The 14,722-nt window shown below is 69.0% G+C and carries 11 protein-coding genes; 10 read left to right on the top strand and 1 reads right to left on the bottom strand.

Annotated features, from left to right (window positions below):
- The first annotated feature begins 163 nt into the window (after nucleotides 1–163).
- The 9 genes from JNB62_RS11940 to JNB62_RS11900 all read left to right on the top strand — a co-directional run bounded on the left by JNB62_RS11940 (nucleotide 164) and on the right by JNB62_RS11900 (nucleotide 10,423).
- Nucleotides 164–1,129 carry a sugar phosphate isomerase/epimerase family protein gene (locus JNB62_RS11940; protein WP_223231109.1) on the top strand — a complete coding sequence of 322 codons (966 nt, stop codon included), beginning with the start codon at nucleotides 164–166 and terminating at the stop codon, nucleotides 1,127–1,129.
- On the top strand, nucleotides 1,126–2,877 hold the full coding sequence (locus JNB62_RS11935; RefSeq protein ID WP_220301106.1) for a dihydroxyacetone kinase family protein: 1,752 nt from the start codon (nucleotides 1,126–1,128) through the stop codon (nucleotides 2,875–2,877). Before JNB62_RS11940 ends, JNB62_RS11935 begins: the two co-directional genes overlap by 4 nt.
- 3 nt (nucleotides 2,878–2,880) lie before the next feature.
- A complete protein-coding gene (locus tag JNB62_RS11930; protein ID WP_220301105.1) occupies nucleotides 2,881–3,339 on the top strand; it encodes a ribose-5-phosphate isomerase in 459 nt (152 codons plus the stop codon).
- Nucleotides 3,336–4,292: a 3-hydroxyacyl-CoA dehydrogenase family protein gene (locus JNB62_RS11925; protein WP_308291794.1), complete on the top strand. Its 957-nt coding sequence runs from the start codon at nucleotides 3,336–3,338 to the stop codon at nucleotides 4,290–4,292. The genes JNB62_RS11930 and JNB62_RS11925 overlap by 4 nt, the downstream gene beginning before the upstream one ends.
- Nucleotides 4,293–4,494: 202 nt before the next feature.
- Complete coding sequence (locus JNB62_RS11920) at nucleotides 4,495–5,856, top strand: ABC transporter substrate-binding protein (protein ID WP_220301103.1); 1,362 nt, start codon at nucleotides 4,495–4,497, stop codon at nucleotides 5,854–5,856.
- 72 nt (nucleotides 5,857–5,928) lie between these two features.
- Nucleotides 5,929–6,855: a carbohydrate ABC transporter permease gene (locus tag JNB62_RS11915; RefSeq protein ID WP_220301102.1), complete on the top strand. Its 927-nt coding sequence runs from the start codon at nucleotides 5,929–5,931 to the stop codon at nucleotides 6,853–6,855.
- Entirely contained in the window at nucleotides 6,852–7,781 is a 930-nt protein-coding gene (locus tag JNB62_RS11910) for a carbohydrate ABC transporter permease (protein ID WP_220301101.1), read from the top strand. Before JNB62_RS11915 ends, JNB62_RS11910 begins: the two co-directional genes overlap by 4 nt.
- 52 nt (nucleotides 7,782–7,833) lie before the next feature.
- Complete coding sequence (arfA, locus tag JNB62_RS11905) at nucleotides 7,834–9,339, top strand: arabinosylfuranosidase ArfA (RefSeq protein ID WP_220301100.1); 1,506 nt, start codon at nucleotides 7,834–7,836, stop codon at nucleotides 9,337–9,339.
- A gap of 94 nt (nucleotides 9,340–9,433) precedes the next feature.
- Nucleotides 9,434–10,423 carry a LacI family DNA-binding transcriptional regulator gene (locus tag JNB62_RS11900; RefSeq protein ID WP_308291793.1) on the top strand — a complete coding sequence of 330 codons (990 nt, stop codon included), beginning with the start codon at nucleotides 9,434–9,436 and terminating at the stop codon, nucleotides 10,421–10,423.
- A gap of 95 nt (nucleotides 10,424–10,518) precedes the next feature.
- Here JNB62_RS11900 and JNB62_RS11895 read toward each other — a convergent pair whose 3' ends face one another.
- Nucleotides 10,519–11,955 (bottom strand): alpha/beta hydrolase-fold protein, encoded by a 1,437-nt coding sequence (locus JNB62_RS11895; protein ID WP_220301098.1) that lies wholly within the window; start codon nucleotides 11,953–11,955, stop codon nucleotides 10,519–10,521.
- A gap of 378 nt (nucleotides 11,956–12,333) precedes the next feature.
- On the opposite strand from JNB62_RS11895, the gene JNB62_RS11890 reads away from it, so the two are divergent.
- Complete coding sequence (locus tag JNB62_RS11890) at nucleotides 12,334–14,532, top strand: alpha/beta hydrolase (RefSeq protein ID WP_223231108.1); 2,199 nt, start codon at nucleotides 12,334–12,336, stop codon at nucleotides 14,530–14,532.
- Nucleotides 14,533–14,722 lie beyond the last annotated feature (190 nt).

Raw genomic sequence — 14,722 nt, 5'->3', positions numbered from 1 at the left:
GCTCCCCCCTGCCGGCCGAATCTCTGTACTCTACTGCCCGCCGCGCGCCTCCACAGGCGGCGGCGTGTGCGCCGTGGTCCCAGACGTCCCCGAAACTGCAACGTTGTAAAATAGTGTAGCTTGCGGTCATGACGTCATCGAGGACGGAAGAATGCTGAGTTCGATGGATTGGCCGATCGCGGCCGCGATGCTCTCGGCGGGCGACGCGCATCCGGTCGGCGGGACCGAGGCGGCGATCGCGCGCTGGCGGGCGGATCTCGAGGAGGTGAACGACGCCGGCTTCACGGACGTCGACCTCACCGACACCTGGACCCGCTACGGCGACCTCGACCGCGAGCACGTCGCGGCGTTGCGGGCGTGTCTCGACGAGGCGGGCATGCGGGCGGCATCCCTCTCGGCGATCCGGCGCAGCGTCATCGACGAGCGGCACGGCGCCGAGCACCTCGCGTACGCGCACCGGACGATCGACGTCGCGGCCGAGCTCGGGATCCCGGTCGTCTCGGTCGGACTCCACCGTGCGCTCACGGCCGCCCAGCGCGAGCAACTGTGGTTCTGGACCGTGGACGGGCATCGGGACCCGTTCGGAGACGACGATGCGTGGGCGCTCGCCGTCGCACGCCTGCGAGAGCTGGGGCGCCACGCGGGCGAGGTGGGGCTGGTGCTCTCGCTGGAGCTCTACGAGCACACCTTCCTGGGCAGTGCGGAGTCGTCCGTGCGCCTGGTCGAGGACATCGGGCTGGATGTCGTCGGCCTGAACCCCGACATCGGCAACCTCATCCGGCTGCACGAGCCGGTCGAGGACTGGCGCGCGATCGCCGAGGCGATCATGCCCTACGCCAACTTCTGGCACGTCAAGAACTACACGCGTGACGAAGACGTCGCGCGCGGCTTCTTCTCGACCGTCCCCACGTCGCTGGAGCTCGGCGTCATCGACTACCGCGAGGCGGTGAAGATCGCGCTGCGCAGCGGGTTCCAGGGCGTCATCTGCGTGGAGCACTACGGCGGAGACGGGCTCAGTGTGAGCGCGACCAACCGCGACTATCTGCGCGACCGCGTGCTGCCTCGCCGCGAGTACGCGCTGGGCGAGAGCAGGGTGCGCCAGACCCACGTGACGGAGGTGACGCGATGACGCGCATCCACGGCGACCCGGACGCGTTCGTCGCCGACGCGCTGCGAGGCTTCGCCCGGGCCCACGAAGGCGAGGTCTCGCTCGTGGACGGCGGGGTCGTGCGCGCCCACCCGCTCGAGTCCGGAAAGGTCGCCGTGCTGATCGGCGGCGGGTCCGGGCACTACCCCGCCTTCGCCGGGTACGTCGGCACGGGGATGGCGGCCGGCGCGGTGTGCGGGAACGTCTTCACGTCGCCGTCGACCGCGCAGGCCCTGCGCGTGGCCCACGCGGCCGATGCCGGCGGCGGCGTGCTCTTCACGTACGGCCGGTACGCGGGCGACGTCATCCACTTCGGCGAGGCGGAGCGCAGACTCCGCGACGAGGGGATCGACGCGCGCACCGTCCTCATCACAGACGACGTCGCCAGCGCGGCCGTCGACGACGCCGGCGAACGGCGCGGGATCGCCGGGATCGTCTGCGTGTTCCACATCGCCGGCGCCGCCGCCGAGCGCGGAGACCCGATCGACGAGGTCGAGCGTCTCGCCGCCCTCGCCAACAGCCGCACGCGAAGCCACGGCGTCGCGTTCGCCGGCTGCACGCTCCCGGGAGCGGACCACGCCCTGTTCGAGGTGCCCCAGGGGCACATGTCCATCGGTCTCGGCATCCACGGCGAACCGGGCGTCCGGGATGTGCCGCTGCAGTCCGCGCCGGAGCTGGCGGTCACGCTCGCAGAGCCGTTGCTGCGGGAACGGCCCGCCGGCGCCCACCGTGCCGCGGTGATCGTGAACGGGCTCGGCGCCGTGAAGTACGAGGAGCTGTTCGTGCTGTTCGGGTTCGTCCTCGAGCATCTCGAGGCGCAGGGCATCGAGATCGTCGAGCCGCTGTGCGGCGAGTTCGTGACGAGCCTCGACATGGCGGGCGTGTCGCTCACCGTGCTCTGGCTCGACGAGGAGCTCGAAGAGCTGTGGCGGGCTCCGGCCTTCTCGCCCGCCCTGCGGAAGGGCGCGTCGGCGGTCCTGCCGGGGGAGGGGCGATCCGCGGCAGACGATCGTGCTGCCCTGCCGACGGCGGAGGCACCAGCCGAGGCAGCGTCGACGGCGCCGCCCGCGACGCCGGCCTCGCTGCGCGCTGCGGCGGTCGCCCGGCGCCTGCTGGTGAGCACCCGCGACGTGATCGCGACGCACGCGGAGCGCCTCGGCGAACTGGATGCGATCGCCGGCGACGGCGACCACGGCATCGGCATGCTGCGGGGCGTCACCGCCGCGGTCGAGGCGGCCGAGTCCACCGATCCGGCGACCGGCGTGCGGGAGCTGCTGCAGCGCGCCGGAGATGCGTGGTCGGAGCGGGCGGGAGGGACGTCCGGTGCCCTGTGGGGTGCGGCCGTCGCGCAGATCGGCGCATCGCTCGGGTCCCCGGACGCGATCTCCGCTGCGGACGTGGCCAGGTCGGTCACAGCCGCGCGCACGCGTGTGGCGGAGCTCGGCGGCGCCCAGCCCGGAGACAAGACGATGCTGGACGCCATCGTGCCGTTCGACGTGACGCTCTCGGCGCAGGTGCGCGCCGGACGCGGGCTGCCGTCGGCGCTCCGAGCCGCTGCCGAGGCCGCCCGCGCCGGCGCGGACGCGACGGCGCCCATGACGCCTCGTCGCGGACGCGCACGGCCGCTGGCGGAACGCAGTGCCGGGCATCCCGATCCCGGCGCGGTGTCGTTCTCGCTCATGGTCGCCGAGATCGCGCGCTGCGCGGACACCTCTCGAGAAGGACGGTGACCCATGGGATGGAAGATCGTGATCGGCGCCGACGACGCCGGCTTCGCCTACAAGGAGGCGCTTCGCGACCTGCTCGAGGACGACCCTCGGGTCGAGAGCGTCCACGACGTCGGCGTCGCGGACGCCGCGGCGACGCCGTACCCGCGGGTGGCGGTGGCGGCGGCATCCATCGTGGCCAGAGGCGACGCTGATCGCGCGCTGCTCATCTGCGGCACCGGACTGGGGGTCGCGATCGCCGCCAACAAGGTCCATGGCATCCGGGCGGTGACCGCCCACGACAGCTATTCGGTGGAGCGGTCGGTCAAGAGCAACAACGCGCAGGTGCTCACCCTGGGCGCGCGCGTCATCGGACTGGAGCTCGCCAAGAAGCTCGTGGACGAATGGCTCGAGCACCGGTTCGACCCGGGCTCGCCCTCTGCGGCGAAGGTCCGCCTGATCGACGAATACGAGGAGGAAGCGTGAACAACTCGAAGGTCGCCGTCATCGGCTCGGGCTACATGGGCGGTGGCATCGCCCAGGTCCTGGCCCTCGCCGGCCGGCAGGTCGTGCTGGCGGACGCGAGTCCCGAGCTCGCCGCCTCGAACCGCGAACGCCTGATCCGCGAGGCCGCGGACTACGGCGAGCGCGGTCTGTTCCCCCGGGACGCGGGGGAGGCGGTCGCGGAGCGGCTCACCGCGGCGGCATCCCTCGAAGATGCCGTCGCAGACGTGGATCTCGTCGAGGAGGCGGTGCCCGAGATCCTCGACCTCAAGCACGAGACGCTTCGACGCGTCAGCGCGGCCTGTCGTGCCGACACGCTCATCGGCAGCAACACCTCGACGATCTCGATCGGCACGCTCGCCCAGGCGGTCGCGGACCCGTCGCGATTCCTCGGGGTCCACTTCAGCAATCCCGCGCCGTTCGTCCCGGGCGTCGAGGTGATCCCTCACGCCACGACCGACCCGAGCGCCGTCGACCGTGTGGTCGAGCTCCTCCGTGAATGCGGCAAGGTCGGCGTGCCCATCACCGACGTCACGGGCTTCGTGCTGAACCGTCTGCAGTACGCGCTGTTCAGCGAGGCGGCGCGCCTGGTCGACGAGGGCGTGGCGACGCCGGAGGCGGTGGATCTGATCGCACGCACGACCTTCGGGTTCCGCCTGCCGTTCTTCGGTCCGTTCGCGATCGCGGACATCGCCGGGCTCGACGTGTACGACTTCTGCTACGGATCGCTGGGCGCCGCCTACCCGGATCGCTTCGCCGCGCCGTCGGTGCTCTCGGAACGCGTCGAGCGCGGCGAGCTGGGCGTGAAGACGGGCCGCGGGTTCCTGGCGACGCCCCGGGAACGGGCATCCGAGCTCGCGACCTACCGCGACGAGGCCTATGCGGCGCTCTCCGGCCTGCTGAAGCAGCTGGGACCGGCCCCGGTCGACTACTGAGCGCGGTCGACGGCTGAGCCGCAAGTTTCGATCCTGACGCAGAAAATCCCGTCGCTCCCTTGACACGCAGAACCGCCGGTGCCAAAGTGTCTACAACGTTGCTCTACAACGTTGTAGACCACGCGGAGAACGCCTCGCTCCCGAGCGATGCGCCAACGGTCGCGCACCGACGAAGAAGTCCCGCAAACCGAAAGGAAATCCAGTGAAGACCAAGCCAGTCCTTGCTGCGATCACGATGCTCGCAGTGGCCGGCGCCCTCGCAGCCTGCACCGCAGGAGGCGGCGGCAATGGCGACGGAGGCGGCTCAGACGCCTCGAACTGCACCAACAAGATCAAGAACCCCGACGCCCCTGTCGTGACCCTGTGGGCGTGGTATCCGAACGCCGAAACGGTCGTCGACAACTTCAACGAGGCCAACGACGACGTCCAGGTCTGCTGGACCAACGCCGGCGCCGGCGGCGACGCCTACGACAAGTTCCAGACCGCGATCTCGGCGGGCAGCGGCGCGCCGGACGTCATGATGGTCGAGGCCGACCGCATCGCCTCGTTCCAGGCACAGGATGCCCTGGTCGACCTCCGCGACCTCGGCTACGAGGATGTCAAGGACAACTTCAGCGACGGCGCGTGGAAGGACGTCTCGGTGGGAGACGGCATCTACGGTGCTCCGATCGACGGCGGGCCGATGGGCATGATCTATCGGACCGATGTCTTCGACAAGTACGGGATCACTCCGCCGACCACGTGGACCGAGTTCGAGGCCACCGCACAGCAGGTGAAGGACGCGGGCGGGCCCGTGTTCGCCAGCTTCGCGGCGAACCAGCCCGCCGAGGTCACGGCCCTGATGTACCAGAACGGCGCGGAGCCGTTCACGTACGACCCCGCCGACGAGGGCGAGATCGGGATCAACCTCAACAGCGACGAGGTCAAGGAAGTGCTCGACTACTGGGACGGTCTCGTCGAGAAGGGGCTCGTGGGCACCGAGGACCAGTTCACGCCGGAGTACATCGCCGCCGTCATCAACGGCGACTACGCCACGTATCTGTCGGCGGCGTGGGCCCCGGGCTACCTGCAGGGCGCGGGTGTCGGCGAGGGCGCGGACGCCGGGGTGTGGGCGACCGCACCGATGCCGCAGTGGGATCCGAACAACCCCATCGCGATCAACTGGGGAGGCTCGGCGTTCTCGGTGAGCAGCCAGGCGAAGGACCCCGAGCTGGCGGCGAAGGTCGCGTTCGGCGTGTACGCCGACCAGGCGTCGCTGGATGAGGGCTGGCAGCAGCAGATCATCTTCCCGCTCAACGTGGACGTGCTGGACTCGCCGGAGTTCCAGGACTACGAGGTGCCCTTCTTCAACGGCCAGCAGGCCAACAAGGAGGTGTACGTGCCGGCGGCCAACGCGTACAAGGGCATGACGTACACGCCCCTCGGCCAGTACTACTACTCGGCGCTCACGAAGCAGATCGCGGCGATCAACGACGGATCGGCGACCGGCTCCGAAGCGGCCGACGCCCTCCAGGCGGACGTGGTCGCGTACGCCGAAGAGCAAGGGTTCACCGTCACCCAGTGACCCGGCTTCGGGCGGGGCCGGTCCGTGCTCCACGGACCGGCCCCGCCCGAGCCTTCACAGACCCGGAGAAACATGTCAGCCTCCACTGCCGCCCCCGTCTCATCCCGGAGCCGAAGGTCGACGACCGTTCGTCAGAACCTGACGGGCTGGGCCTTCGTCGCCCCGTTCGGGATCATCTTCCTCGCGCTGCTCGTCCTCCCGATCGGCTACGCGTTCTACCTCAGCCTCTTCCAGAAGTCGCTCATCGGAGGGACGCGCTTCGTCCTCTTCGGCAACTACGCGAAGGCGTTCACCGACCCGTCCTTCCTCGACGGCGTCTGGTTCGTCATCCGCTTCTCGGTCGTGCTGATCCCGCTGCAGATGGCGGTGTCGCTGGCGATCGCCCTGATCCTCGACATCGTGGTCTCGCGCTTCGCGCGCTTCTCGCGCCTGATGATCTTCATGCCGTACGCGATCCCGACCGTGATCGGGGCGCTGATGTGGGGGTTCCTCTACAGCGACAACTTCGGTCCCCTCGCGGAGATCTTCGAAAGTTTCGGCCGTGAGGCGCCCGATTTCCTGAGCAGCAGCCTGATCTTCTACGGACTGCTGAACATCGTCACGTGGCAGTGGGCGGGCTACTACATGATCATCCTGTACGCGGCGCTCCAGGGGATCGATCCGACCCTCTACGAGGCAGCCCGCATCGACGGGGCATCGCAGTGGCAGATCGTCCTGCGGATCAAGATCCCGCTGCTCGCGCCGGCCCTCGTGCTGATCCTGGTGTTCGCCCTCATCGGGACGCTGCAGTTCTTCAACGAGCCGAAGATCCTCCAGCAGCTGGCCGCCGGAGCCATCCCGGACGACTTCACACCCAACATGTACGCGTACCAGCAGGCGTTCTCGCTCGCGAACTACAACTACGGCTCGGCGATCTCGTTCGCGCTGGGAGCGGTCGTGTTCGTCTGCGTCTACATCTTCATGTTCGCGACCCGCAAGCGAGGGAGCTTCTTCTCATGAGCGCCACCCCCGTCGACCTCACCGCCGCGCCCGGCAAGACGCGGCCGGTGATCGAGCGCCGCCGCTCCAGCGGCCGCCCCCGCAGCCGCGTCACGCTGAACATCGTGCTCGCGCTGCTGGTGATCTACTTCCTCGTCCCCTTCTGGTGGCTCATCGTCAACAGCTCCAAGAGCTCCGCCGGTCTGTTCGGCGGAGGCAGCTCGCTGTGGTTCGCGGACGACATCAACTACATCTCGAACCTCGTCGATCTGTTCACGTACAGCGGCGGCATCTACGCCCGCTGGCTGGCCAACTCGGCCCTCTACGCGATCGCCGGCGGAGTCGGAGCGACGGTGCTGGCGGTGCTGGCGGGCTGGGGCTTCGCGAAGTACCGCTTCGCGGGGCGACGGCTGTCGTTCGCGATCCTGCTGGGCTCGGTCATGGTGCCGATGACGGCACTCGTCATCCCCACCTTCGTGCTGTTCGCGCAGGCGGGGCTCACCAACACGATCTGGGCCGTCATCATCCCCACGCTGCTCAACCCCTTCGGCGTCTACCTCATGTGCGTCTACGCGCGCGACGCGGTGCCGGACGAGCTGCTGGACGCCGCCCGGGTGGACGGCGCGGGAGAGTTCCGGTCGTTCTTCGTCGTCGCGCTGCCGCTCCTGCGTCCGGCGATCGTGACGGTGCTGCTGCTGTCGGTCGTCGCGGCCTGGAACAACTACTTCCTGCCGCTGGTCATGCTGTCGAACAACCAGCTGTACCCCGTGACCGTCGGCATCGGGCTGTGGCAGTCCACCGCCTCCACCTACGGTGCGGCGGGCGGACAGAGCCTGTGGAGCATCATCGTGCTCGGCTCGCTGGTGTCGGTGATCCCGTTGATCATCGCCTTCCTCACGCTGCAGAAGTACTGGCGAGGAGGACTCGCCATCGGAAGCCTCAAGTGACCCGACGCGCCGGTGCTCCGCGCACCGGTTCGCCCTCCCCTGAAAGAGAAGAATGATCCGCACACATCTCACCGTCGACCCGCACTTCGTGGTCGGTCCGATCGACCGTCGTCTCTTCGGCTCGTTCGTCGAGCATCTGGGCCGATGCGTGTACGACGGCATCTACGAGCCGTCACATCCGCAGGCCGACGAGGACGGATTCCGGACCGATGTGATCGAGCTGGTGCGCGAGCTGGGGGTCTCGACCGTCCGCTACCCGGGCGGGAACTTCGTCTCGGGCTACCGGTGGGAAGACGGCGTCGGGCCACGTGAGGACCGCCCGCGACGGCTGGACCTGGCCTGGCACTCGACCGAGACCAACGAGATCGGGCTCGACGAGTTCGCGACGTGGCTCGACAAGGTCGGCGGCGAGCTCATGTACGCCATCAACCTCGGCACCCGGGGGATCCTCGAGGCGCTCGACGTCCTCGAGTACGCGAACCTGACGTCCGGTACCTTCTGGGCGGATCAGCGCGTCGCGAACGGGCGACCGGAGCCGCACGGCATCCGCATGTGGTGTCTGGGCAACGAGATGGACGGTCCGTGGCAGCTCGGCCACAGCACCGCCGAGGAGTACGGGCAGCTCGCGGCGAAGACGGCGGCGGCGATGCGGCAGATCGACCCCGACCTCGAACTCGTCGTGTGCGGCAGCTCGAGCGCCCAGATGCCGACCTTCGGCGAGTGGGAGCGCATCGTGCTGGAGAAGACATACGACAACGTCGACTTCATCTCGTGCCACGCTTACTACGAGCCCGACGGCGCCGACTACGCGGGCTTCCTCGCGTCGGGCGTCAACATGGACCGTTTCATCGACGCCGTCGTGGCGACCGCGGACTCCGTCAAGGCCGTCGTCCGCAGCGAGAAGACGATCAACATCTCGTTCGACGAATGGAACGTGTGGTACCAGTCCCGCTACCACGACGTCGACCGGATCACCGATGTGCAGACGTGGCCGGTCGCGCCGCGCCTGCTCGAGGACTCGTACTCGGTTCTGGATGCCGTCGTCTTCGGCAGTCTCATGATCTCGCTGATCCGCCACGCCGACCGGGTCACCTCGGCGAGCCTCGCGCAGCTGGTGAACGTCATCGCACCGATCATGACCGAGCCCGGCGGACCCGCGTGGCGTCAGACCACCTTCTACCCGTTCTCGCTCACGTCGCGCCTGGCGCGTGCCACCGCGCTCGAGCTGAGGCTCGACAGCCCCACGTACGACACCGAGCGCTACGGCGAGGTGAGCATCGTCGACGCCGTGGCGACGCACGACGAGGGCGGGACGACCGTCTTCGCCGTGAACCGGAGCCTGACGGATGAGGTGACGCTCGAGATCGACACCCGCGCCCTCGCGGACTTCGGCGACGCCGAGGCGTTCTCGCTCTTCGACGACGACATCCACGCGGCGAACACCCTGGACCACCCGGACCGGGTGGTGCCCCGACCGAACACCTCCGTGCAGATCGGCGAAGGCACCGTGACGATCACGCTTCCGCCCGTGTCGTGGACGGTTCTCACCCTGGCCTGACCATGGAGAACGTCATCACCGCGGGCGCTGGAACGATCCTGCGACGCTGCACGGTCTGAGCGGCCGCCGGTGTGAGATGTCGCAGACGAACCGGGTGACCCTCAAAGAGATCGCCGCTCGGACGGGGGTGTCGCTGACGACGATCTCGAAGGTGCTCAACGGGGCGTCCGACGTCTCGTCGTCCACGAGAGCGCTCGTGGAGGAGCAGCTGCGCCAGAGCGGATACCGGCGCCGCAGGAGCCGGCAGCGCCGCGAGTACATCGAGGTGGTGCTGCAGGAGCTCGGCGGCGACTGGGCGCTCGCCATCATCGAGGGCGTGCGCGAGAGCGCGGCGGAGGCGGGGCTGGCCGTCTCGCTCTCGGTGAGCGGCGACCGCCGCTCGGCCGGTCCGGAATGGGTGGATGCCGTCGTGCGGCGCAGCCCGACGGGGATCATCCTCCTGTTCGCCGATGTGCCCGCCGAGGGCAGGGCGACCTTGAAGGCGCGAGGCATCCCGTTCGTCATCATCGATCCGGCGGGCGACCCTGCGCCCGGCATCCCGTCCGTCGGCTCTGCGAACTGGTCGGGAGGCGTGGCGGCCACGAGACATCTGCTCGAGCTCGGCCATCGACGGGTCGCGGCGATCACGGGGCCGGAACAGGTCATGGCATCGCTCGCCCGGCTCGACGGCTACCGCTCCGCCATGACTGCCGCGGGCGCAGCCATCGATGCGGAATGGGTCCGCTTCGGCGACTTCCACCGGAACGGGGGCGAGCGGCACGCGGCAGAGCTGCTGCGTCTGCCGAGCCCGCCGACGGCGATCTTCGCGGGGAACGATCTGCAGGCCCTCGGTGTGCTGCACGCGGCCTCGGCGGCCGGCGTCGTGGTGCCCCGCGACCTCTCGGTCGTCGGGTTCGACGACCTCGCGGTCGCCGAGCTCGCGCGTCCGCGGCTCACGACGATCCATCAGCCACTGCGCGAGATGGCGGAGCAGGCGACGCGGCTCGTTCTGCAGCTGGCGGAGGATCCGCAGCGCGAGATCACCCGGGTCGAGCTGGCGACCTCCCTCGTCGTGCGGGATTCCACGGCCGCGCCGTCGCGCTGAGCGCGCGGGAGGAGCGCGCGGCCTGCGGGCGCCGACGCATGAGAGAGGGCTGCCGGCGGTGAGATCCCGCAGGCAGCCCCCATGTCAGGACCGCATCACTGCAGCCAGTGACCCAGATTCGACGTGATCTTCTGGGCGACCGCCGTGAGACTGCTCGCCTGCTCGGCCGTCAGCTTGCCGGCGGCCTCGAACTCGGACACCTGGGCGGCGAAGCCGGCCAGGACCTCGAGCGCTCCCGCGGAGTCGTCCTTCGTCACCAGGTCGAGCGTCTGATCGAGCTTGACCGTCAAGGCGGTCGTGTTGCCCTTGTTCAGGCCCGCCGCGGCCACCCCGGCCTTCAGGGTGTCGACCTCGTCCTGGAGGAAGGACTCCGGCTGCCAGAGGTAGTCGCGCGCGAAGATCGCGAACATCTGGTTCCAGGTGTTGAAGTCGTGCGCTCCCGCCACCACGACGTTCTCGACGAATCCGACCTGGTCCAGCGCCGCCACCGTGTTCGCGTTCGGCAGGCCGAAGTCCCACTTGCCGCCGCCGAAGAGGATGTACGGCTTGTCGAGATCCGGCGTCGTGGTGCGGACGCTGGCGCCGCCGCTCCACGGACCGTAGTACCCGAACGCGTCGGCGTCGAAGTTGATCAGGGTCTGCGTGACGCCGGCGCCCATGGAGAGCCCGGCGAACGCGCGGTCGATCGCGTCCAGAGAGACGTTGTAATTCGCCTCCACGAACGGGATCACGACGTTGCGCAGGTTCGGGTACCCCTGCGCGGAGCTTCCGAGGTAGTTGGTGTTGGTCGTGATGACGACGGCGGGCTCGGTGGTGCCGTCCTGGATCAGGTTGTCCATGATGACGGGGACGTCGCCCATGTTCATCCAGTCGGACTGATCCTGGCCGCTCCCGTGCTGCATGTAGATCGTCTTGTACGGCTCCGCCCGGTTCGGGTCGTAGTCCGGCGGGAGATACACGCCCAGCGTGCGCGTCGTGCCGTTCACCTGGAAGGGCACGTAGCTCCACGTGCCCTTCGGCGAATCGGCGCGCGGGAGCTCGATCTGGCGCGCGGCCAGCGGCGCGAAGTCCTGCTTGGCCGCGTCGTATGGGACGAACACCTTGTTGAAGGCGCGCCGAGCCGTTCCGGTGAGCCCGTCGGGCGCGAAGATCGGCGAGTTGGCCGGATCCGCGACCCACAGGCTCGTGTTGCCGTCCACGTAGAACCAGTACTGGTTCGCGCCGGCCGCGAGCGGCACGTCGACGACCCAGTACCCGTTGCCTGCGTCGGTCATCTCGACGTCGTAGCCGCCGCCGCCGCGCATGAGGCCGGGCGTGTACTGCGACGGCTGGTAGACGGTGGGGTCGCTCTGGTCGGCCCAGTTGCGCAGCAGGATGTCGGCGACGAAGCGCACGCTCGTCGCATCCGGGTCGTAGTACACGAAGTGACCGGTGTACCCCGTCGGCGACGAGGGATCCGCGTAGACGGTCGGGCCGGGCGTGAGGTTCGCGTCGTCGGCCTGGGCGGCCATCGGCACGGTGCTCAACACCATGGCCGCCGCGAGCCCCAGAGCGGCGAGGGGCTTCCCGAGCCGAGTGCGGCGACGATGGCCGACGGTCTCGTCCGAATCCTCCCCGGCGCGATTTCTCCATTGAAAAACGCTCATTGCTCTTCCTCCTTGAATGGGGTCTGCCGTCGCGATGCGGCTCGGCACGCACAGGCTAGCGACGGTTTACGACGTTGTAAAGACCGAATCTACGACGTTGTAAATTCCTCTTGACCCCGTCGGACCGGTTCTGTCAGAGTGTGAGCGCAGCGGGTTTACTACGTTGTAATTCCCCAGGCGACGGAGCTCTCCCGCGGCGTCCCCTGTCGGTCCGCAGGAGCGTGCGCGCCCCGGGCCGGCCGAGTCACACGGAATGAGGAATCGATGAAGATCACATCCGAGGACCGAGCCCCCAGCCGGTCGGGAAGAGCGAGGCGGGCGGCCGCCGTCCTGACCGCGACGGTTCTGGCGCTGGCCGGGCTGGTCGCGGCGACTCCCGCCGTCGCCGCGGACCCGTGGGTCGCTCCGCAGGACGGCGGCTATCTGCGGATCGCGGTGCCCAACGCCGCGGTCGAAGCGGCCGTCGGCCCGGTGTCGCAGCTGGTGGTCGAGGGCAACTTCGGTCCGTCGCACAACTGGGCCCAGATCGGGCTTCAGCGCAGCGGCGCGAACTGGACCGCGACCTACGGGCCGTTCGAGCCCGGCCTGTACTACTACCAGGTGACCGGCGACGACAGCAAAGTGCTGAAGGATGCCAGCAACCCGACCAGCGTCGCCTCCGAGCCGGAGTGGAGCACCTTCTTCATCCCCGGTGATTCCGCCGCGCTGCTCGCCGACGCCCCGCAGCAGGCGGGCGTCATCCAGACGCTCTCGTACACGAGCACCGTCGCAGGCGAGGAGCGAGAAGCGCTCGTCTGGGTGCCGCCGACGTACAAGCCGAAGGGCAAGAAGCTGCCGGTGCTGTACCTCCAGCACGGAGGCGGGCAGAGCTACCGCGACTGGGTCGAGGTGGGCCGCGCCGAGCAGATCCTCGACAACCTGTGGCTGTCCGGCGGCATCCAGGACATGCTCGTCGTGATGGGCAACGGGAACGTCTCGGACTTCTCGGCAGAACTGCTGGGCAACATCGTGCCGGCCGTGGAGCGCACCTACAACGTGTCTCCCTCGAAAGAGAAGCGCGCGCTCGCAGGTCTGTCGATGGGCGGAGGCCAGGCGTTCGAGGTGTTCAGCGAGCACCCCGGAGAGTTCGGGGCCATCGGCACGTTCGGCGCGGGGCGCTTCGGCGACCTCGACGATCTCGCCGTCGACCGGATGAACGACCGGACCGGGCTGTTCCGCGTCTACGTCGGCAACAAGACCGACATCGCCTACAACGACGTCTACGACTCGCTCGCGAAGTTCGACGAGATCGGCCTGGAGTACCAGTTCGACGGCGTGAACCCCGACGCGGGGCACAACTGGAACGCGTGGCAGGAGAACCTCATCGACTTCGCGCCGCGCCTGTTCACCGGCAGCGCCTCCGACCCCGCGATGAGCGACGGGCACACGGCGCTCACCGAGCGGTTCGAGCCGCCCGCGCCGGGCACGACGCCGACGCCGTTCATCACCGACGACGGCTTCGTCACGTTCGAGACCACGACAGCCTTCGCCGACGCGCAGTACGTCTCGGTGTGGGCGAACTGGGCGCCGGGCGGCAGCTGGCTGCGCGTCGAGATGAACAAGGTCGGCGACCGCTGGCGGGCCACCGTCGGCCCGCTCGACCCGTGGTTCTACCACTACCGCCTCATCGTCGACCGGCAGTCGGTCAAGGACGCCTCCAACCCCACGCGCATCACGTCGGAGCCGGCGTGGAGCACGTTCCTGGTCGAGGGGGAGGAGTCGCGGCTGCTCACGGATGTCCCGGCCGGGACGGGCGGCGACCTCGACGTGCTCACCTACCAGAGCACCGTCGCCGGGCAGCAGCGCAGCGCGTACGTCTGGACGCCTCCGGGCTATGACCCCGCGCGCGCCGAGCCGTACCCGCTGTTGGTCCTCAACCACGGCGGCGGGCAGAGCTGGACCGACTGGGTCGAGATGGGACGCGCGGGTCAGATCCTCGACAACCTGTCGCTCGACGGGGCGCTTGAGCCGATGGTGGTGGTGATGCCGAACGGGAACGTGGGCGACTACCCGAGAGAGCTGCTGGAGAATGTGGTCCCTGCCACCGAGGCCGCGTACAACGTCAGCTCCGATCCCGCGCAGCGCGCGCTCGCGGGCCTGTCTGCCGGCGGCGCGCGCACGGTTTCGGTCCTGAAGGCGCACCCGGGTGAGTTCGCCTGGATCTCGACCATGTCGGCAGGGTTCGGCAGCACGGCGGGCGTGGATGCCGCCGCGATCAACGCCGGGACCGAGATGTTCCGCATCTACACCGGCGACATCACCGACTTCGCCTACGGCGGGGTGATCAGCTCGCTCTCGGCGCTGGATCAGGCCGGCATCGAGTACGAGTTCGCGGGTGCGACCGTGGGTCCGCACGGCTGGGACACGTGGCAGAAGAACCTCATCGACCTCGCTCCCCGGCTGTTCCAGCCGGTGGACGGGTGAGGCGCTCTCGCGTCGCGGGCTGCCGCGGCACCTGAGGTCGCTCTCCGGCCTGCATGACGGCGACGCCCCCGTCCCTCCACGAGGAGGGGCGGGGGCGTCGCCCTGTCGCGGGACCGACCCGCGGCATCCGAAATGTAAAGAATCCTTGACATGACGAGTCCGTCGCCGTACCGTACGTGTGTCAAAGATT

It is taken from the genome of Microbacterium jejuense (assembly GCF_019511665.1).
Taxonomy (GTDB): Bacteria; Actinomycetota; Actinomycetes; order Actinomycetales; family Microbacteriaceae; genus Microbacterium; species Microbacterium jejuense_A.
Note: the sequence above shows the minus strand (reverse complement) of the source record. Positions and strands in the feature narration are given on the sequence as shown.